Below are 20,702 nucleotides of genomic sequence, written 5' to 3' on the forward strand. Positions count from 1 at the left end.
TGAATTGCCAGCGCCAGCGCTTCGCTTGGCGGGATCAAGGCCAGGATTGCTGTTTGATAGATATCAGTGGCGGCTGGTGCCTGAACTTTGGCGCCGCCTGCCAGCACGGCATCGCCCATACCCGGTGACGCAGGCATGGAAAATTCCAGCATTTGAGCCAGCTCAGCCTGCTGGACTGGATTGAATTGCCTGGAAAAATCAGCCAGATGACGGCGCTGGGTATCCAGCGGCAATTGCTGCCACACTTGCAGGAATTGCTCGCGCCGGGTGGTGACAATCTCTGGCCACATCCGCTGTAATTCAGCAACATCGCCCTGTTGAATTGCCAGCGCCAGCACTTCGCCTGGCTGGGAATCTATCGTGACTGCTGCTGCAAGCATGCCCGTGTCGGCTGGTACCTGAGCTTTGGCGCCGTCTGCCAGCACAACATCGCCTGCAACTGGTGATGCTGGCATGAACGACGCCAGCATCTGCGCCAGCTCAGCCTGTTGGGCGGGACTGAATTGCCTGGAAAAATGAGCCAGATGACGGCGCTGGGTATCCAGTGGTAACTGCTGCCACACTTGCAGGAATTGTACCCGCTGGATGGTGACAATCTCTGGCCACATCCGTTGCAGTTCGGCGACGTCGCCCTGCTTAATTGTCAGCGCCAGCGCTTCGCTTGGAGGGATCAAGGCTGTAATTGTTGTTTGGTAGATGTCGGTGGCGGCTGGCGCCTGAACTTTGGCGCCGTCTGCCAGCATTGCATCACCGATAGCTGACGAGACAGGAATGGAAGATGCCAGCATCTGCGCCAGCTCAGCCTGCTGGACAGGACTGAACTGCCTGGAGAAATTAGCGAGATAGCGGCGCTGGCTATCCAGCGGCAATTGTTGCCACACTTGCAAAAAGTGTTCCCGCGGGCCGCCAACAATCTCTGGCCACATCCGCTGCAGTTCGGCGACGTCGCCCTGTTGAATTGCCAGCGCCAGCGCTTCGTTTGGCGGGATTGAGGCCGCAATTGTTGTTTGATAAATATCAGTATCGGTTCGCACCTGAACTTTGGCGCCGTCTGGCAGCACAGCATCGCCCACAGCCGGCGACGCAGGCATGGACGATGCCAGCATCTGCGCCAGCTCAGCCTGCTGAGTTGGACTGAATTGCCTGGAAAAATCAGCCAGATGACGGCGCTGGATATCCAGCGGTAACTGCTGCCACACTTGCAGGAATGGCGCCCGTTGGGTAGTCACAATCTCTGGCCACAGCCGCTGTAATTGCGCAACGTCGCCCTGATCAATTGCCAGCGCCAACACTTCGCTTGGCGGGATCGAGGCTGTGATTGCTGATTGGTAGATATTGGTATCGGCTGGTGTCGAAGTCTTGGCGCCGTCTGCCAGCGCCACATCACCGGCAGCTGATAAGACAGGGACGGACAATTTCAGTATCTGCGCCAGATCGGCCTGCTGAGCAGGACTGAACTGTCTGGAAAAGGCGGCCAGGTGGCGGCGTTGGGTATCCAGCGGCAATTGCTGCCACACTTGCAGGAATTGCTCGCGCTGGGTGGTGACAATCTCTGGCCACATCCGCTGCAGCTCGGCAACGTCGCCCTGTTGAATTGCCAGCGCCAGCGCTTCGCTTGGCGGGATCGAGGCCGTAATTGCTGTTTGGTAGATATCGGTGGCGGCTGGCATCTCAACTTTGACGCCGTCCGCCAGCACGGCATCGCCGGCAACTGGTGATGCAGGCATGAAAGATTCCAGCATCTGCGCCAGCTCAGCCTGCTGAGCAGGGCTGAACTGTCTGGAAAAGGCAGCCAGATGGCGGCGCTGGCTATCCAGCGGCAATTGTTGCCACACTTGCAGGAAGTGTTCCCGTGGGCCGCCAACAATCTCTGGCCACATCCGCTGTAGCTCGGCCACGTTACCCTGCAGGATCGCCAGCGCCAGCGTCTCGCTTGGCGGGGTCGAATCAGTATCGGCCGATGCCAGAGCCTGGCCGCGATCTGCCATCGGCGCCAGCACGGCATCGCCGGAAACTGGTGATGCTGGCATGAAAGATGCCAGCATCTGCGCCAGCTCAGCCTGCTGAACAGGACTGAACTGCCTGGAAAAATCAGCCAGATGGCGGCGCTGAGTATCTTGCGGCAATTGCTGCCACGCTTGCAGGAATTGCGCCCGTTGGGTAGTCACAATCTCTGGCCACATCCGCTGCAGCTCGGCAACGTCGCCCTGCTCGATTGCCAGCGCCAGCGTCGCGCCTGGCCCGACCTGGGCAGTGGCGGAGGTCCGGGAGGTGGCTATGTCAGCCGGCAACCGGGCTTTGCTGCGGTCCCGTGCACCACCCAATGGATTTTGCTGCGCTAGCGCAACGTCAGAGATCGCATTATCGCCGCCGCCAGTTTGTGATGGCGGCATGGCGAATTCCAGTAACTCGGCGGAATCGTTCTGCAGACCAGCATGGCCTGGCAATAGCGGGGCCGTGCTGGCTGTATTGCGTGCGGCTGCGGCGATAGGCGTTGCGGCATCGGGCCTTGACGCTTGCGCCAGATCAGCATGCCCAACGCCATGGATGGCGCCTGCAAGCGCGGCCAGCTCGCCATGCTGTGCGGTGCCCGATTGCAGCAACAACTGGCGCCAGCGATGTTCGGTGGCTGGCCGCGCGCGCAATTCCCGCTCCGCCTGGGCGAATAGCGCATGCCGGTCAGGCCGGGACAGGCACAACACCCTTGCCACCTCCAGCAATTGGCCGGCATCGAACTGGCGTATCAGCCGCGTCAGCATGCGCGCCTCGCCAAGTACTGTGCGTAGTACCTGTTCAGCCTGCGATGACGCCAGCACCTGCCGCAACAGCTGTCGATGCGCCTGGTGCAAGTCCCCCGCCACGGACCACGCCAGCTGGCCAGTGCGCAGGAAATCAAGCAAATGTTCGCCCGCCGTCCGCTCGCGCTCGTCGACGACGCTGGCGGCGCTGGCCTGTTCTGGCGACCAGCCGAGCGCCGCCGATAACTGGGCAAACAGGCGTCGCGCCAGTTCCGCTGGCGCCTGTTCCCGCGACACGCTGCCCAGATCGATCTCCAGCGTTGCAATACGGCGCACCCTGCTCCCTTGCACCTGCAATCCCAGCACTTCATCGATCACGGGCAACAAGGCAGCACGCAGCCAGTCCGCACGGGCCAGGCTGTCTTCAGAACTGCCGTCAAATACCACGTCGAGCGTCAGGCAGTGGATCAGATTGGGCGCGCGCATGCTCATACCCAGTACCGCTGGCTCTGATACGGGGCAAACTTGCCCAGCAGTTCGATCAATTGCTCCGCCGCCGCATCCAGGCCATCCACATCACCACCGTCTTCCAGCGCGTTCAGCAATGTCAGCCAAGCCTGGTAACGCCGTTCGAACTGCGCCAGAAAAGCATAGTCCAGCCAGTAAAAGTCGGGCAGGATATGGGCTGGCAGATGTTGCGCGATCAGTTGTTCCAGCCAGGCGCGGCATTCCGGGATACTGAAACGTGCCGTAAACGCCGGCAGCATGATGCTGACCCGGTGCCCATAAAACTCCCTGGCTACGTTGGGCCGGGGCTGCTCGCCGCGTGGCCGCAGCAATATGTGCTCCAGCACATGAAAGCCTTCATAAGAACGATTGATTTCAATCAAGCGGCTGCGCAACTGTGCGGCGGCGTCTTCCAGATCCGCCAGCGGCAGCAGCGCCAGCGGCCAGCAATGCGCGTCGTCCAGGTACAGGCACAGCCAGCCCTGGCCTTCTTCCGCCAGCAGCACGCGATAATTTTCCCGGTGTATTCCCGCCAGCAATAACGATGCGCTGACCGCCTCCTGCGGCAGGGCGAAGCTGCCGCCCGTGGCCGGTCCGCCGGTCCATGGCAAGGCGCGGCTCTCCTCATGGGGTACGTCCAGCGGATACCCGGCCTGCTTTGCCAGCCCGTCCCGATAGCGCTGATCGCTGAGAAAACGCACCTTGCCGTCGTTCACGCCATAGGCCAGGGGGCGCCCGACGATCTGGCCGCTCATGCCTGCCAGCCATTGCACCCGGCGCTGGATGGCCGCGTAATTATTTCCATCGCCATACGGCGCCTGGGTATTCATGGCCTGGCCCCGCTGGCCACCGAGTTCGCACAGCTGCTGCAGCAGGCCGATCTTGCAATCGATCAGGTGCCACTCGAAGTGTTCGACGTGGTACGGATCATGGCGCCGCAATGCGTCATCCGGAAAGACTTCGCCATACACAGCCAGCAAGCTATCGAGTACGCGATTGCGCCGGCCGGTAAACAAATCCTGCTCCGAAAGCACTTCATCGATCCGGCTCGCCGTCACGCCTTCGCAATACAGGATGTCCACATTGGGAATCTCGCTATTGCCGAGAAATTGCGCAAAATAAGTCCGGTCCAGCGCCGCATTGGTCGAATACAGGCTGCGCATCCCCTGCAGCGACGCCAGGTAGTTGGCCATGATCTGCTCGAACGGGTACAGATAGGCTTTCAGCTGGCGGGCCCGCGCGTGCACCTCGGGCGGCTCGGACTTTGGTACGCCATAGTGATTGATGCCGTAAATGGCAGGCGTATGCTCCCCCACCGAAGAGTATTCGGCCAGATCCCGGTAACTGCCGCTCGGCAACACCAGCAGCCGGTCCAGCTGGCCATCGCTGCTGCGGAAAGCGTCATATTCGAATTCCAGCTTGCGCAGGTACAGGGTCACCTGTTCGTGGAATTGCAGCGCCTGCCGCCCCGCCATCTGCGGCGTATCATCCCGCACCTCGTCGGCATACTGGCCTATGCTCTCGCCATGCGTCAGGCGCAGCGATTGCGTATCGGCCGGATCACGGGGAAAACCCAGCACCGGACAGACCTGGCCTGCGTCAGTCTTGCGCGCGTCCAGGTGCCGTCCCTGCGCATCGCGCAGATACAGCTGGTTGACCCGCTTGACACCGCGGATATGGCGCACCCGCGTAATGAGCCGGATGACGTCGATCTCATAGTTTGCTTCGGTGAAATGCGCATCGGCGATATAGCCATGGTCGGTGCGCGTGCCTTCGAGCATCTGCTCCCAGCTCATGCCTTGCGCCAGCGCCTCCTCGTAGCGGATGATCTGTCCGCCGGAAGACACCAGTTTGGCGCAGCGGAAATAGATTTCGGCATAAATCTCCGCCGCTGGACGGCTGCCGTCGATTTCAATCTCGCCACCCAGGGTATAGCGCTCGGTACTGACGATGCAGACCTGGCCGATGTCGCGGCACAGGTTGCGGTGGGCGGCCAGCAGGTCGAATACCTTGCGCCGCAAAGCCTGGTCCGTCAGCGCCGCGCCCGAGAGCGATTCGGAGCGCTTGATATACACGGTAAACAGGCCGGGCACCGCATCGGGGTGCTGCGCCGTTCGTAGCCAGACATCGTCAACCTCGGGCAGCCGGTTGTAAATCAGCTTGCAAAAGTCGATATCCGTGACCGGCGCGCTGGGCAAGATGTCTTGCGGGCGAAACAAGGCCTGCTCATCAAAGTCGATGTTGCCCGACGGATTGGTGAGCATGTCGGCCACATCGAAGTCGGTGCGGTACACCAGGTCGGTCAAGCCGTAACTGAGCATCTCGAGCAGCGTGACGCCCGGATCATGCAAGTTGTAGTCGGTCCATTGCGCGGACGACAAATCCTGCAGCATGGCGATGCCCTTGCTCCTGATGCCATCGAAATCGAGGCCGTCAGGATCGCCAGACAAACGCGGAATGTGATCCTCAGTCGCCACTCAGGCTTGCCTCCAGCGCCGGCGACGGCTGCAGCGCGGCCTGCAGTTGGGCATGCATGGCATGCAGCAGGCGCTGGACACGGTTGTACGGCATCTCGCTCAGCACCTCCAGCACCAGCCGCAGCTGCACGTGCGTCAGCACGAAGCGCACGCACTGCACCTCGGCGCTACCTGCCTGCCTGAGCAGCTGGACGATCAGCGCATACACCTGCCGGAACGGCCGCTGCGCCAGCCCTTCCAGGATCAGCTCGCCCTGTGCCTGCGTCAACTGCAGGGTAATACCTTGTTGCATGTCGCACATCGTCTTAGCCCTTTACCTTGCCTTTGTCATCGTATTGCGGGTGCGGTGGACGCGACGGCTTGTCCTCGCTGTCCAGCATCAGGGTGTCCTGCCACAACTGCGTCATGTGGTATTTGATCCAGATATCCTCGCCATAGGAACAGCCCACGCGCATCTGCAGCACGAATTCAAATGGCCTGGCCGCGTCGGCGCGCTGCCAGCGCAATTCGATGCGGCTGCATTTGTTGCCAAAGTGGCTTTGGTGATAGGTAATCTCGCCATTGGCGCCAAAGGCATTCATCGCAAAGGCGTGCATCAGGGCGTAGCGCCCGTCGCTGTCCCTGGCGCCGACGCCGGCCATCACTTCCCACGCCTGGCAGCCAGTCAGCGTCTCGGTGACGTCGTACCAGTTGCCGTCGGCCGGCACCGCCAGCTCGCCGCTGCGGCCGACGCGGGCATGCGACGCCACCGTACCGGCCACGTCCAGTTCATGCCGCGGCTGGCTTTGACGGATACCGACCGCGCTGCGCTCCACGCCCTCGGCATCGACACTGCTGGCCAGCGTCAGCACCGGATGGGCGCGCTTGTCCTTGAAGCTCAGGTCACTATTGGCCTTGTCCAGATCAAGCGACCACATGGGAGTGCCACTGCCGATATCCTGGTAGAAACTCAGCAACTTTCCGTCGCGCAACTGGGCGATCTTGAAGCCGGCTTCCTGGGTCTTTTCAAACCCCTCGTCGAGCATGCTCAGCATCGAATCGATCAAGTCGGCGAAGTCTTCCTGGGTGGGCATCTTGCCCTTCTCGAACTGCTCCTTGAGCATGCTGCGGCGGCGTCTGGTCATGGCTGATCCTTGCTGGGAATAATAAAAGTGGAACCGATCTTGAGTTCATTGATGCCAATTGCCTTGCCCCCCGTGTCGTCGAACTGGTCGCACAAGACGATCCAATGCTGGTTCATGGGCACGACGATGCTCCAGGGATAGCGCGGCTGGAGATCTTTTTTCTGCCGGGGGTCGGTCTGCACGGCGTTGTCGCGCAGCCGGAACAGGCGCTTGCTACGCTGGTCAATCGGCACGATCTGCAACAGCGACACTGCACTGACGGCCTCCACGTAACCCAGATCGAGCAGAAAGGCCACCACCTCGTGCTGCCGCAGGGTCCAGCCGAAATGCTGGTTGATGCCGGCCGCCCGCCACGGCGACAGGTAGTCGCACAGGGCCTGGTTGATCTGTTCGCTGAGCCGCCCGCCGTTGACCTGCGAGCGCAGCTTCACGCTACAGCGCACCTGCACCTCTTCGTAGACCGGATTCTCGACCTGGATGACGGCGTCGGGCGAGGCGTACTGGCGCACGTAGCGCCCGATCTCGCCAAGCAGGTGGCCGCTCAGGGTCGGTTTCTGGTTGGCGTGGCCGCCGCGGTTCAGGTAAGGAATCGCAACGATCAGGATATGACCCGGCCGTACCCAGTGCGCGGGCGCCTCCTCGCGCTGCAGGTTGGGGAAGCATTTGACCTTGTACACCTGCGGGTAACGCTCCAGTATCAGCTGCTCGAAGTCGGCCGCCGTCAAGGCGCGGTTCTTGTGGCGCAGGCGCTCGCTGGCGCGGACCCGGAACTGCAGCGCCGTCTCGGCCGCCTTGCCGTCGAACGAGCGGCGGATCTGGAAAATGCTGTCGATACCGGGAATATTCTGGCGGCTGCGGGTGATGCGCATGGCGGGCATCACGGCCTGCGGCTTGGCGCCGCCATCGGCGCGCCAGGTGACCTTGATCGCCTGCGCATACACGGAGTACAGGCTGCAGAAGCGCTCCGTGCCCTCTTCAGCCGATACGCTGAGCCAGAATTGACCGGGCGGCATGACGGTGTTGCCGGTATCTATATCGTCGGGCAACTGCAACAGCACGATGCCGCTGACCATGAATCCCTGGGTAGAGTCTTCGAGGATGCGGGTCGCCGCCAGCGGGCGCCAGCGGTTACCCGACAGGTAATGCCATGCCAGCCCGGTGGCCTTGATCCCCGTCATCGGCAAGGAGTCGTCACGCAGGTAGAAGTACAGCGACAGCGTGCCGCGCAGCTGTTCTCCCTCGACACCGATGAATAGCTGGCCCGGACTCTGGTACCAGGGAATCTGGCGGATGATGCGGCTATCGCTGAGCAACATGGTTTGCCAGCCCAGCGGATGCAGGTGGATGAAGCTGTCCGTCTCGGCCTGCGTGACGCCGGCGCGGCCCGATTCAAACGTGATGCTGGCGCGGGCGCGGTAGTTGAGCGCGATGCGGCTGATCTGCGGCGTGTAGGGTGGATTGGGCAGCGGCCGCATCAGGAACTGCTTTTTCTGCTGCGCATTGTGCGTCAGCACGCGCGATAGCAGGGCCGGATACTCCTGGTGCTTCAGCGCGCCATCCGGACTGTCCAGCATCAGCTTGAACAGGCCGTCCGTGCTGGCCGAGGTGTAATCGAAAGCCGGGCCGTCCGCCGCCGGCAGGGTACTGGCCGGTTTGTGATAACGCACCGCCGGCCGGAAGCTGATACGCATGTCGCTGTCGGTCAGCTTGCTCTTGCTGCCGTCGGGATTGAGCTGGTAGCGGAACACCGGCACAGGCCGGCCCGCCCTCAGCCACTTGCCATCGGCCAGCGCCGCCATGCTGGCCAGTACCGCGTCGCACTTCAATGGTTCCGCATAACCCCGGTAGTAGCCCACCATGCCGCCCACGCCCGTCGGCAAGCCGGTCCACTCGATGTCCAGCGACAAGTCGCGCAGCTGTTTATAAAGGATTTCCTCACAGCCGACGACCAGATAGGAACCGACTGCCGGCAAGGGGCCAAACGGCATGAACGGCGCCAGGGCGCTGAGCTGGCCGATCTGGTTATGCAGCAGCAGCTGGCGCACCGCCCGCACGTCCACGCTGATGGCGATATCCTGCAGGATGCACTGGGTCAGGATGTCGTAGGGGTAACGGTACTCATTTTGCGTCATCTCAAAGCGCAGCAGCGGCAGCACGCTGTCGTAGGCGCCGCCGTGCAGCGCAGCCTGATACGGCACGATCGGCGGCGCGCTGGCCGGCAGCACGAATTCGATCGCCAGGCAGTCTTCCGGCATCGCAAAATTCAGGCCGCTATATTCAGGACGGTACTCGTCCACCACGTACCAGCCGTCCGGGGTGGTCAGGCTGATGCGGAACATGCTGCGAAACAAGCGGACGAAGACGTCGACGATGCGTATCGAGTCGACTTCATGCCCGCTGCGCTGCGGATCGTTGCGCACCTCTTCGCGGACCCGTTCAAGGCTGTCTTCCAGCGACTCCCGCTCGGTATTGCCGGGCAGGTGATACTGGAATTGCACGCGCACCACGCGCTCGCCTTCGCGCATCAGCAGTACCTTGCTGGCCAGGATGAAGCCAAAACCAGCCGCGCAGCCGCTCTGCAGCGGCTCGCCCGGCTTGGGCGCGCCCATCAGCGGCATGGCCGGCAGCTTTTCGTGTTCGCGCTCGTCGCTGTCGAGCTGCAGCATGTCGAACCGGTGATGGTTGCAGCCAACCGTGCCCAGCGTAGGCCAGCGCTCGAAGTACAGCGTATGCAGCGCGGCCACGTGCGCATCATTCAGCGTGGCGGCGCGCTCGGCGGCGTACACGATGTCGTGCTGCTGCTCGTCGACGCCGCCAATGAACTCGGCGCCGGCCTCGATCTGGATCTGGCGCGCGGCAGCGGTGGGCCGTATCACCAGGAAGGCGCTGTCCGGCTGTTGCGGCTGCGGCTGCATGCCCAGCACACGCCGGTAATAAAAATCGATGCGTTGATCGCCAAAACGGTTCAGGCGCTTCAGCACCTGCTGAAACAGCGCGATGAAACCGATCAGCAGGCTGGCGCCGGGATCATGGCCGCCGCTCAGCAACGAGGCCGGCAACAGATGGCGGATGCCGTTCTGCAGCATGCGTACAGCCTGCGTCAGCGTATGGAAGTTGTGCCGGATCAGGTTGGCCGAGACCGGCTGCGACGGCAGCTCCCCGCTGGTTTCCAGGCGGCTGAAACGCGGCGCAACAAGCTGCCGCACCGGACCGATGAAGCCGGGCGGCGTTGCTTCCAGCAACTCTTTCACTTCCCTCTCCATGCCGTTCAGCAAACCTTCCAGCAACATTCGCACTTCCTTGCCGGCATGGCCCTGCAGCGGACGCATGGCCTCCAGCCACACATGCAGCGCGCGCACCACCAGCAGCGGAGAGTCCAGCTGGTCGAGATAGCTGGCGCGCACCGGGCGCGCGAGATCGGGCGCAAACCACTGTGCATAGACTGGCTGGCGCTCAAGGCGAAGCTCGAACTGGTTCAGCATCTTGCCGGTATCCACTGCCAGGATGGTCGCCATCAGTATCGTTTCGTCGGCGCTGAAATAGGCGTACCAATCCCCTTCCGCCTGCAGGTCCAGCTGGTAGAAGCGCATCAGGTGCGCGTATTCGGCAGCCTGCGCGAGCAGTTGCTCGAACGACATCTCGTTGGGTTGAAAATAATCGCCGCACAGGGCCGGCGGCCGCCGATGCAACTGGTCGCGCCCGTCGCTGACGATCAGTGATCCGCTCATGGCCTTGCTCCGCATGGCTTACAGTTGCACATCCGTGCCTTCCCGGACATAGTAGGGATAGACGATGTTATGGCGGGTGTTGGTGCTGATGATGGTGTAATGGATCTGGAAATCGAGCCGTCCTTCCACCGCCTGCGAAGCGTCGGCCAGGATGGTGTCGAGCGCCACGCGCGGCTCGAAAAACAGGATGGCGCGCCGCATCACGTCTTTCAGCACGGTGATCGTGCTTTCATCGATGGTTTCGTAGAGCTGGCTCTTCAGGCCGCAGCCAAAGCTGGGCTGCATGACCCGTTCGCCCGGCGTGGTGGACAGCAAAATACGCAGGCTCTGGCCGATATCCTCCTCCGCACTGACCAGGCGCACCGCGCCGCGCCTGGAAAATTCCGGCGGAAAGCTCCAGCCGGTGCCGAGAAAGGAAGTGTCGCGATCCATGCGCCCCCCTTACCCGCCAACCATCACGGTCGGCAGGCCCAGCACGATATTGCCGCCATGGGCCGTGGTATCGCCCATGCGGGCCGCTGGCCGGCCGCCTATCATCACGGTGGCGCTGCCCTTCGCGATGGCGTCCGGCGGGCCGACGCACACGCACAGGTCACCCACCACGGCGGCAGGCAGGTTGCCGATCAGCACGTTGGGCACGCAGGGGCCGCAAATCGGTCCGCCAACATGGGGGATGGGCGGCAGGCCCGGCGTGACCATGGGACAAACATGCATGTCGGTAATACGAGCGGCAGGCGGCATCGCGGGTTTCCGGTTAGTTAATCATGACCATCGCACCCTTGACGGTGGTCTGGCCTGCTGCCGACAGTTCGGCCGTGGCAGTGCCTTTCGCCGCAAAGCCGATCTTGGCGCTGTGGTTGACGTTCTGGCCGCTGACCGTCACGTCCATCTGCGCCGCCACCTCGACATTTTTCAGCGCCGAGATGGCGACCTTGCCCTTGGCGCTGATGGTGATGTCCTTGGGGCTGTCGAGCAGGATGCCGGACGGGCTCAGCTCGACCTTGTTGCCGGTCTGGTCCTGCAGCAGGATCGATTGCGCGTCGTCGCTGATGACCACCTTGTTGTTGGCGGGCGTGATCAGGGTGATGACTTTCTTGTCATCGTCAAATTCCATCTTCAATTTGCTGCGCGTGACCAGCGCCTTGATATGATTGGCCGCCTCCAGCGGATAGGGCGGCACGTGCTTGCTGCTGTACAGGCTGCCCAGGATCACCGGACAGGAGGGGTCGTTATTAAAGAATCCCAGCACCACTTCATCGTCGATCTCCGGAATGATGAAGGCCCCAAAGCCAGCCGAACCATAGAAGCTGGCGCAGCGCGCCCACACACCGACCGTCTGCGCGTTCATCAGCGGCACCGCCACCTGGATCTTGTATTGTCCCTCCGGGTCCGCATCGAGCTTGCGCACCACGCCGATATGCAGGCCGGCGATGCCGGCGGTCCAGCCGGCAGCCTCCGGCGCCTGCAGTTGATGCTCTTCAGTGAACCAGTAGGCCGGCATGCCGAATTCCACCTCGGTGACCCAGTTGCCATCGGCCAGGCGATGGATCACATTGCTGGCGATGACATTGCCGTTGAAATGTTTGCCGGCAGCCGCCAGTTCCAGCAGCATGCCAGGCTTGACCAGCGCATTGCCCTGGAACTGCACGCGCCCGCGTATGCGCGCCAGCGCCGACTTGGTCTGCTGCGCCTTGGCCCAGGCCGTCAGCGCCTCGCTGGCCAGCGGCGCCGCCGTCTGCAAGCCGAAATCGTCCACCCCCAGCACGGCCGCCAGCGTGGCCGGGGTGCTGTCGCCCTGGGCCGCCAGCGTGACTGGCGTGGCCTTCTTCTGCACGATGGCCTGGGTCGCCAGGTCCCAGCTGGTGCCCGTCACCGAGGCCAGTTGCCAGCGCGCGTCCAGCTCTGCCTGGAAGCTGATCATGTCGATGCCGTAGGTCACGGTCAGCACCGGCGTGCCGCTGGCCTGCGGCGCCTTGACGCTAACCACACCGTTATCGACGGTGACCAGCAAGCCGCTGGCCTCGGCGCGCGTCATCATGTAGTCCCAGTCGCTGACGTAGTACTGCACCAGCTCCTTGTAGGTCACGCTGGTGGTATCGACCGCCGCCGTCAGGCCGCCGTGCCTGGCAATCAGCGCCGAGATAATCGCGCTGTCGCTCTGCTCCACGTAATTGGCATTGCGCCGCCCGACCGTCATCGCCAGCGCCTTGTCGCGGCATTCGATCACCAGCCGCGCGTGGTTATCGCCATCGACCTTGAGTCCATGCTTGACCACGATACCGGTAAAAATGGGCTGGACCACTCCGTCGTAACCGGCGCTGATGGCGACCACCGCGCCCGGATTGAAATCGCCGCCGTCGCTGACCGGGAAGGCGGCATTGGGCATGTCGCCATCGATGATGGTCAGGATGGCTGTCGGAATGCGGTTGGTGCTATGGTTGGTCTCGATGGAAATGAGCTGCGTCTGGTCCGACTTGGGACGGCCGTCGCACGTGATGATGAAGCTTAACGGACCGCTGCTGTTGTTAAGGGGAGAAGCTGCCATGGGGTCACCCTAGCGGTGGAAAACGCAGGCTGCTGCCATGCTGCAGCTGGCGGAACGCCGTCAGGCCATTGATGCGCGCCACCGCCAGGTAATAGCGCGAATCGCGGTAGATCCGTTCACACAGCAGCGGCAGGGTATCGCCCGCGCGCACCAGTACCAGGTGCGTCAGGTCGGGCGAACTGGGCTGGCTTTCCTTGACGATCTCCTCCACGCTGATATATTCGACAAAGGTCAGCGAGATCTTGGCGCGCAGCGGCTCTCCGTTCGGCATGAACAGCGTGTAGTCGAACTTCAGGCTCTCTACGCGGCCGTAGAAAATCAGGCTGCCCCACACCAGTTGCACGATGGGCGCCTCGTGCTTGGTGCCGACATAGGTGTAGACGGTGTCGCGCAGCGCCTGCACCTGCGCCTTGACCGGCGTGATCGTGGTACTGCCGGCCACGGCGCCGGTGCCGTCGAGCACCAGCTCCTTCAAGGTGAGTTTTTCCGGCTGGCCGACGTTGAACTTGGTCTCATTGTTGGCCTGGCCCAGGGCCTGGTTCTTGGCATAGCGCACACTGAAGTCGTGACCGTATCCGGCAGGATTGATCAATGCCTGGAACGTCGGGCGCGACGTATCGACGCTGATGGAGCCGGCCTTGGAGACCGAGCAGCCAGAGATCTTCAACAGCGTTTTTTGACCGGGCATGACTAGCGTTCTCCGCGTTCACGCAGCAAATTGAGCACCAGCTGGCGGCAAGCCGACAGGATCTCCTCTTTCAGCGCCAGCGGTGCCGGCGGCGCATCCACGCCATCGCCGGCGCTGCGCTCGACGATGGTGGTTTTGATGACCAGTTCCCTGATTTCTATCGACATCGCGGTTTCCTCGACCTTGCTGGACTTACTGGATACGCTGGGAATACGAGTAGACGAACGCCATCTGCTCGATCGCCGCCTCGTTCTTGGTGGAGCTGAAGGCGTCCACGCTCCACTTGACGGGGTAGGCGTCGTTAAACTGCCACGCGCGCAGTACCCCGCCTACCGAACCGTTCAGCTTCACGACAATGATGCGCCGCTGGATGGGGCTGGCAAACTCCCCTTCCAGGGTCGCCTTGCACCAGGCGACCAGCGGCGACGTACGCCGGGCGATACCGCGCTTCAGTTCCAGGTTGCCGTGCTTGACCTGCCTGGGCAACTGGTGAATGAAGCGGTTTTCGCCGCCCTCCGAGACCGCTTCCGTTTCGATTTCGGTGGCGATACCCGACACCTCGCTGAACGAGGTGTCGTCCACCAGGCTGCCGCCGCTGAAGCTGACGCTGAAGTAGAATGCGGCCGGCGGATAGCCGGTTTCGAAGTAGTCGCCTGTCATCGCAGATTAAGCCTTGTTCTCGATGGTCAGGCCCTCGTGGACGATCTCGATCGACTCGATCGCCACCTCATTGCCTTCGGACTTCAGGTCGGTGCTGGATATCTTGGTCGGCCAGGCATTGGTCAAGGTCCAGACCATGGTGTCCTTGCCTGCTTCGTCAAGCAAGCTGATGATCACCGGCACGCGCTGGATCGTGTTCAGCTTGATCTGGACCAGCCATTCCCAGAACTTGTTGTCGCCCTTGAACACGCCCTTCTTCATCGTAATATTGCCGTACTTTTTCATACCCGGCATCTTGGTCACGGAGAACACCGGGCTGTTGCCGCTGCGGTACTTGATTTCTTCCGATTGCACGTCCAGGCCCGAGACCTCCTGGAACGACATTTCATTGCCATTCCATTTCACGCTGAAATAGAATTTCGGCATGGGCCATACGGTCGCTGACTGGGTTTTTCCATCATCCGGCATAACATACCTCTCTGTTTAGGGTTTCAAAACACGGCTCAAGACTTCTGCCTCAGGATTTCTGCATCTGCTGCTGGAACGTGATCTCGATGAATTCGGCCGGGCGGCTGACGGCCACCAGGATGGACACGCGCAAGATGCCTTCCAGAATATCGTCGGCCGTCATGGTCTCGCCCAGGCCAACACTGACGCTGAACGCATCTTCGGGGCTCGCGCCGGCCAGGCCGCCGCGCTTCCAGATACCGGTCAGGAAGTTATTGGCCATGCCGCGGATCGTCACCCAGGTTCCGCTGACGTTGGGCTCGAATACATACGCCTTGGTGGCCAGGCGCAGCGATTCCTCGATCATGATCATGGTGCGGCGCACGTTGATGTAGCGCCAGTCCAGGCTGTTGCCATCGAGCGTGCGTGCGCCCCACACCAGCGTGCCCTCGCCCACGAAGGCGCGGATCGCATTGACCGACTTGCCGGCGGTGGTGACGTTCAGGTCTTCCTGATCGTCGTGGGTAATGCTGACGGTCGGTGAAATCACCGATGCCAGGCTGACGTTGGCCGGCGCCTTCCACACGCCACGCGCGTTATCGACCATGGTATACACCCCTGCCATGGCGGCCGCTGGCGGCAGCAGGTTCAGCTTGCGCTTAATCGCCAGCAATATGTTGCCGTAGCTTGTGCTGACGGCAAACAGGATCTTGTGCAGCTCGTCGTCGTTCAGATACGTTTTTTGATTGACGTCACGGCCGGTGTCGCCCACCTGGTCCAGGATGGCCGACAAATCCGTGGAGGCATTGCCGGCGGCGGTCAGTTCGTCCAGCAACAGCTGCTTCAGCGCGGCGCGGTCGGCAAAGTTGGCAAAGCCGACATCGGCCGTCTCGACGATCGAGGTATTCAGCCAGGGATAATAGGCAGCGCCATAGTTGAGGAAATTGATGCCCAGATCGTCACGGAAGGTCTTCACCGGATTGTCGTTGAGCTCCTTGTAACCATCGTGTACGTCCAGAATGGCAAAACGGTTCTTCATCTGGTAGCCGCAGTGCTTCAGGCTGGCCTGCTGCAGGGCGATGGCGTCGCCTTCGCTCAGCGCCATCGCATCGGGTATCACCAGCATGGTCGGTTCCTGCTCCTTGAGCAGCAGATCGATGCCGCGCTCCAGGTCCGCCTTCTGGATGGACGGGTCAGCGGCGTAGCCGCCGATGGAAACGATATAGCACGGTCCGCCGCCGTTCTGGAAGAACAGCTGCATGCTGCGGTACAGGAAATAGCGCTCGGTATCAGGTTTGCTGTTCTTGCGTTTCAGGATGTAGCCATCGGCGCCGCTCTTGAAGTCGTTGGGAATAGTGGCATCCGCGTTCTTTGCGAACTCGAACACGTCTTCGGGTTCACCGCCGAAGTAATTCTTGAATTCCGCCAGCGACGTGATGCGCCAGGGCTTGTTGGTCAGCGAACTGCCCTTGTTGTCGGCAATCTTGGTGTAACCGATGAATGCCGGCACCGCAGTGGCCACTTCCACCACAGAATTCGGAAAAGCATTTTTTTCAACGATATAAACACCGGGGGTTTTATACGCGCCTGCCATATGTGTTCCTCTGAAGATTATTGATGAACATAAATTTCCGCAACGATCATGGACTGGCCGTTGAGGTCCCGCTCTTTGCCGACTTTTTCAATGTTGGCATTGGGCAACCGTTTAATGAGCACTTTTCCTGCCATGCCCTCGTCGCGCAACTGCAAACGCTGCTGTGGCGCATTTCGCATCGGCAACGGTACGGCCGATAGATAAGCCGTCCCGTCCCTGGTGGCGGCCAGCGGCGAGCGGGCGAAGCTGACACCCGGTTCACTGGGGGACGCATCCAGGTCGATGATGGACAATTGTTTCGCCGCCAGGCCGCCGGAAAAGAAATACTTCCAGTGGACTTTCCCCGCCTGCAGGGCGATGCGCCACGGCCGCGCCGGCTGGCCAGGCGGCGCCACCGCCAGTGGCCGGCAAGCGATATCGATCCAGAATGCCGGCCTGTCGCTGCTGCCGCCCCGGCGATCAGGCGCCTCCGGCGCCGGCTGCACCACCGCCCGCAGCACCTGCACCGCGCCGGCGCCGCCCGCAACCAGCGGCAAATAGCCAGTCTCCGGCCAGGCCGTGTAAAACCGCAGCAAGGCGTCAGTGGCATGCACATCGATAGCCAGTTGCCAGGCCTCGCCACTACCCGGCGCATCGGCTTCCTGCGCCTGCTCCTGCCACAGCTCCATGCCTGACGCCGTGCTGCGCAACAGCAAGCCTTCGCGCGCCATCAGCGCCGCCGTCTCCATGGTCGGCACATAACGCAAGCCGGGCATGGCCGCCCCGCCGTAGAATTCGTGCGTGACGTCCAGCGCCAGCATGTGCCGATAGCGTGCCATGTCTTGATCTTGATCCTGATCTTGGCCCTAGCCCCGGCGCGCCGCCAGCTGCGGGTCGCCGATCACCGGCGTCTGGCCCATGACCACGTTCGCGTCGACGGTAATCATGCGCACCTTGTAAAACATCGACGGCAGATAGCGGCCGCCCAGCAGGCTCCACACATTATTCAGGTCGGGAATCGGCAAATTCTGGATATCCAGCAATAGCTTCTCGATACGGCGGTCCATGCCCGGACTGTTGTGCCGATCGAATACCGGCCTCTGCTGAAAATAGGCAATGGCCAGGCCTATGTATTTCAAGGCCTCGGCATAATTGCCGGCGCCGAAATTGGCACTGAGCATCACATACAGATTCAGGAACAATGGCGCACCGTGCTGCAGCAGGCGCTCATCGGTACTGCGCAGCGTGCTGGCCGGACGGAACGGGACGGTATCTTTTTCTATATTCACGAGCGTCAATACCAATTTATTGTTTGCCTGCGGCGCCACGCTGCCATCGAGTTCGAGCAGATTCGATACCACCACCACATCCTCGACCAGTTGAAAATTGCTCTTTAAATACTGGTTTAACTGGGCTACCAGATGGCTGAGTGCTGCGCTGATCATGTATCGCTCCGAAAAATTCACCCATCTGCAACTCCGCCCAGCTTAGCCCGCAAGACACGGCCGATGAAGTGTCATTACCGTTACACGCGGCGTGTTACGCGGCCAGGTGCCGCCGCAAGGCCTGCACGCAGCGCTCGGCCATCCGCTCCTGGGCAGCGATCGACACGTCGGCGGCATCGTCGAACTGCTCATACCAGACCACGCTCCCGTCATCGCTCCTGCGCAACAATAGCGACACGCGCACGCGCGCAGCCTCCTGGCGAACAGTTCCTTCAAGCAAGTGGGTATCGGGCAACGGGGCCTGCGCAGCCCCCATGGCGTCGGAATCCATGCGGCGGAAGATGTTCAAATCGCGGTACAGACGGTAGCCCACTTCTTCATTCAGCCCCAATGCATAGCCGGCCACCAGCGGCCCGGCGCTCAGGCAAGCGAGAGGGCGGAATGTCAGCAAGGGAGCTTGCCTGGCCGCCGGCGCCCGCACCTCCGCCAGCATTACTTGCGGCCGATAGGTGCCCAACGGAATACTGATGCGCAGTGCGTCGTCCCGCCCCTCCTCCGCATAATATGCGGCCAGGCGCAAACGCAACCTGCCGGCCTGGACGCGGACGATGGGATCCTCGCTGGTGTAATACGTCATGCGGTCACGGCCGAATACGGCCACGCCGATCTCGTGTTCAGGCGGCGACGAACTATCGTCACGATTCAGTACCCGCTGCACCAGATAAGCCAACAGCGCAGTACAGCGATGCGCCTTGGAGAATTGCTTGCTTGTCAATATACGTTGTAGTGCACAACGTATTTCATCGTCTGAACAGGGCGCCGGCCCGGCAACAGGCATAGGCGCCGAAGCAATCAACGAGAGTGCCGGATAGTTGATGATCATCCCCTGGTGATATTGTCTTTATGAAAAACTGAGCAATTAGGAATTACTCTATATCACGTAGGGAAATTCTTCCTTCCGGAAACCTTCCGAAGGCTAAGCCATTGTTTTTTATGATTTTTACTGTTAGGCAACACGCCGCCTTGCAGCCCTTCGGCCCATAAAAAAAGCCCCTGAAACATCAGGGGCTTAGCGCTTTGATTGCCCCGGCCTCAGCTTACGCTGCCGGACGGGAGATTATTCCCACTCAATCGTCGCAGGCGGCTTGCCGCTGATGTCGTAGACCACGCGGTTGATGCCGCGCACTTCGTTGATGATGCGGTTCGACACTTTGCCCAGCAAGCTGTGCGGCAGGTGCGCCCAGTGGGCCGTCATGAAGTCTTGCGTTTGCACCGCGCGCAGGGCCACCACGTATTCGTAGGTGCGGCCGTCGCCCATCACGCCTACCGATTTAACTGGCAGGAACACTGCGAAAGCCTGGCTGGTGGCTTCGTACCAGTTTGCTGGCAGCGCTTCTGGATCGACGGCCTGGCCGGCCACGAATTCGTATGGCGTGTTGCGCAGTTCTTCGATGAAGATGGCGTCGGCGCGGCGCAACAGGTCGGCGTAGTCTTTCTTGACTTCACCGAGGATGCGCACGCCCAGGCCCGGGCCCGGGAATGGGTGGCGGTAGACCATGTCGTGTGGCAAGCCCAGGGCCACGCCCAGCTTGCGCACTTCGTCCTTGAACAGTTCGCGCAATGGCTCCAGCAGTTGCAGCTTCATGGTGTCCGGCAAGCCGCCCACGTTGTGGTGGCTCTTGATGGTCTGGCCTTTTTTACCTTTGCCGGCCGATTCGATCACGTCCGGGTAAATCGTGCCTTGCGCCAGCCATTTGGCGTTGACCAGCTTGCCTGATTCGACCTGGAACACTTCGACGAATTCACGGCCGATGATCTTGCGCTTTTGCTCAGGATCGGTGACGCCGGCCAGGTGGCCCATGAACTGGTCTTCCGCATCAATGCGGATGACTTTCACGCCCAGGTTCTTGGCGAACATGTCCATCACCATCTTGCCTTCGTCCAGGCGCAGCAGGCCATGGTCGACAAATACGCAGGTCAGCTGGTCGCCGATGGCGCGGTGGATCAGGGCCGCAGCGACGGAAGAATCGACGCCGCCGGACAAGCCGAGGATGACTTCATCGGTACCCACTTGCGCGCGGATTTTTTCCACCGCTTCGCTGATGTAGTCTGGCATGTTCCAGTCCGATTTGCAGCCGCAGATTTCATGCACGAAACGGCCGATGATGGCCTTGCCCTGCACCGTGTGGGTCACTTCCGGGTGGAATTGCACGCCGTAGAACTGGCGCTCTTCATCGGCCATGGCGGCGATCGGGCAGCTGGGCGTGTTGCCCATCAGCTTGAAGCCTGGCGGCATGTCCAGCACCTTGTCGCCGTGGCTCATCCACACTTTCAGCATGCCATGGCCTTCGTCGGTGACAAAGTCGGCGATACCGTTCAGCAATTTGGTGTGGCTGCGGGCGCGCACTTCGGCATAGCCGAATTCACGCACCAGGCCGTTTTCCACTTTACCGCCCAGCTGGGCCGCCATGGTTTGCATGCCGTAGCAGATGCCCAGCACAGGCACGCCCAGCTCGAACACGGCTTGCGGCGCGCGCGGCGAGTCGCCTTCCAGGGTGGAATTGTGGCTGCCCGACAAGATAATGCCGGCGGCGCCATAGTTGCGCACGAATTCGTCGCTGACGTCATACGGGAAGACTTCGGAAAACACGCCAGAATCGCGCACGCGGCGGGCGATCAACTGGGTGACTTGGGAGCCGAAATCGAGAATGAGGATTTTAGTATGCATGGTGGGAACTTTATCTGGGATCATTACAAAACCGGCGCACTA

General features: G+C 61.5%; 17 protein-coding genes. All 17 read right to left on the bottom strand.

What is annotated here, in order from left to right:
• Positions 1 to 3,116, bottom strand: a 3,116-nt coding sequence (locus ACL9RI_RS21820; RefSeq protein ID WP_422728772.1) for a contractile injection system tape measure protein, incomplete at its 3' end; no start/stop codon positions are given.
• Positions 3,117 to 3,226: 110 nt separating this feature from the next.
• The gene (locus ACL9RI_RS21825) at positions 3,227 to 5,722 is read right to left on the bottom strand and encodes a hypothetical protein (RefSeq protein ID WP_422728597.1); all 2,496 of its coding nucleotides are present in this window, start codon (positions 5,720 to 5,722) and stop codon (positions 3,227 to 3,229) included.
• Entirely contained in the window at positions 5,712 to 6,014 is a 303-nt protein-coding gene (locus tag ACL9RI_RS21830) for a hypothetical protein (protein WP_422728598.1), read from the bottom strand. Before ACL9RI_RS21830 ends, ACL9RI_RS21825 begins: the two co-directional genes overlap by 11 nt.
• 13 nt (positions 6,015 to 6,027) lie before the next feature.
• On the bottom strand, positions 6,028 to 6,846 hold the full coding sequence (locus ACL9RI_RS21835) for a hypothetical protein (RefSeq protein WP_422728599.1): 819 nt from the start codon (positions 6,844 to 6,846) through the stop codon (positions 6,028 to 6,030).
• Complete coding sequence (locus ACL9RI_RS21840) at positions 6,843 to 10,574, bottom strand: hypothetical protein (protein WP_422728600.1); 3,732 nt, start codon at positions 10,572 to 10,574, stop codon at positions 6,843 to 6,845. The genes ACL9RI_RS21835 and ACL9RI_RS21840 overlap by 4 nt, the downstream gene beginning before the upstream one ends.
• A gap of 18 nt (positions 10,575 to 10,592) precedes the next feature.
• Positions 10,593 to 11,006, bottom strand: coding sequence for a GPW/gp25 family protein (locus ACL9RI_RS21845; RefSeq protein WP_422728601.1), 414 nt, complete (start codon positions 11,004 to 11,006; stop codon positions 10,593 to 10,595).
• 9 nt (positions 11,007 to 11,015) lie between these two features.
• Positions 11,016 to 11,315, bottom strand: coding sequence for a PAAR domain-containing protein (locus tag ACL9RI_RS21850; protein WP_422728602.1), 300 nt, complete (start codon positions 11,313 to 11,315; stop codon positions 11,016 to 11,018).
• 13 nt (positions 11,316 to 11,328) lie between these two features.
• Entirely contained in the window at positions 11,329 to 13,119 is a 1,791-nt protein-coding gene (gene vgrG / locus ACL9RI_RS21855) for a type VI secretion system tip protein VgrG (protein WP_422728603.1), read from the bottom strand.
• A gap of 4 nt (positions 13,120 to 13,123) precedes the next feature.
• On the bottom strand, positions 13,124 to 13,807 hold the full coding sequence (locus ACL9RI_RS21860) for a peptidoglycan-binding protein (RefSeq protein WP_422728604.1): 684 nt from the start codon (positions 13,805 to 13,807) through the stop codon (positions 13,124 to 13,126).
• Positions 13,808 to 13,809: 2 nt separating this feature from the next.
• Positions 13,810 to 13,974, bottom strand: a complete 165-nt coding sequence (locus tag ACL9RI_RS21865; protein WP_422728605.1) for a DUF5908 family protein — start codon at positions 13,972 to 13,974, stop codon at positions 13,810 to 13,812.
• A gap of 25 nt (positions 13,975 to 13,999) precedes the next feature.
• Positions 14,000 to 14,467, bottom strand: coding sequence for a phage tail protein (locus ACL9RI_RS21870; protein ID WP_422728606.1), 468 nt, complete (start codon positions 14,465 to 14,467; stop codon positions 14,000 to 14,002).
• A 6-nt stretch (positions 14,468 to 14,473) separates the two neighbouring features.
• The gene (locus ACL9RI_RS21875) at positions 14,474 to 14,893 is read right to left on the bottom strand and encodes a phage tail protein (RefSeq protein WP_422728607.1); all 420 of its coding nucleotides are present in this window, start codon (positions 14,891 to 14,893) and stop codon (positions 14,474 to 14,476) included.
• A 91-nt stretch (positions 14,894 to 14,984) separates the two neighbouring features.
• Entirely contained in the window at positions 14,985 to 16,508 is a 1,524-nt protein-coding gene (locus ACL9RI_RS21880; protein WP_422728608.1) for a phage tail sheath family protein, read from the bottom strand.
• Between the two features lie 17 nt (positions 16,509 to 16,525).
• Entirely contained in the window at positions 16,526 to 17,326 is an 801-nt protein-coding gene (locus ACL9RI_RS21885; RefSeq protein ID WP_422728609.1) for a hypothetical protein, read from the bottom strand.
• 27 nt (positions 17,327 to 17,353) lie between these two features.
• Positions 17,354 to 17,932: a DUF4255 domain-containing protein gene (locus ACL9RI_RS21890; RefSeq protein ID WP_422728610.1), complete on the bottom strand. Its 579-nt coding sequence runs from the start codon at positions 17,930 to 17,932 to the stop codon at positions 17,354 to 17,356.
• Positions 17,933 to 18,026: 94 nt separating this feature from the next.
• A complete protein-coding gene (locus ACL9RI_RS21895) occupies positions 18,027 to 18,707 on the bottom strand; it encodes a hypothetical protein (protein ID WP_422728611.1) in 681 nt (226 codons plus the stop codon).
• A gap of 342 nt (positions 18,708 to 19,049) precedes the next feature.
• Positions 19,050 to 20,660, bottom strand: coding sequence for a glutamine-hydrolyzing GMP synthase (guaA, locus tag ACL9RI_RS21900; RefSeq protein WP_422728612.1), 1,611 nt, complete (start codon positions 20,658 to 20,660; stop codon positions 19,050 to 19,052).
• Between the last annotated feature and the right edge of the window lie 42 nt (positions 20,661 to 20,702).

The sequence above is a fragment of the Janthinobacterium sp. Mn2066 genome (assembly GCF_049319705.1).
Taxonomy (GTDB): domain Bacteria; phylum Pseudomonadota; class Gammaproteobacteria; order Burkholderiales; family Burkholderiaceae_D; genus Janthinobacterium.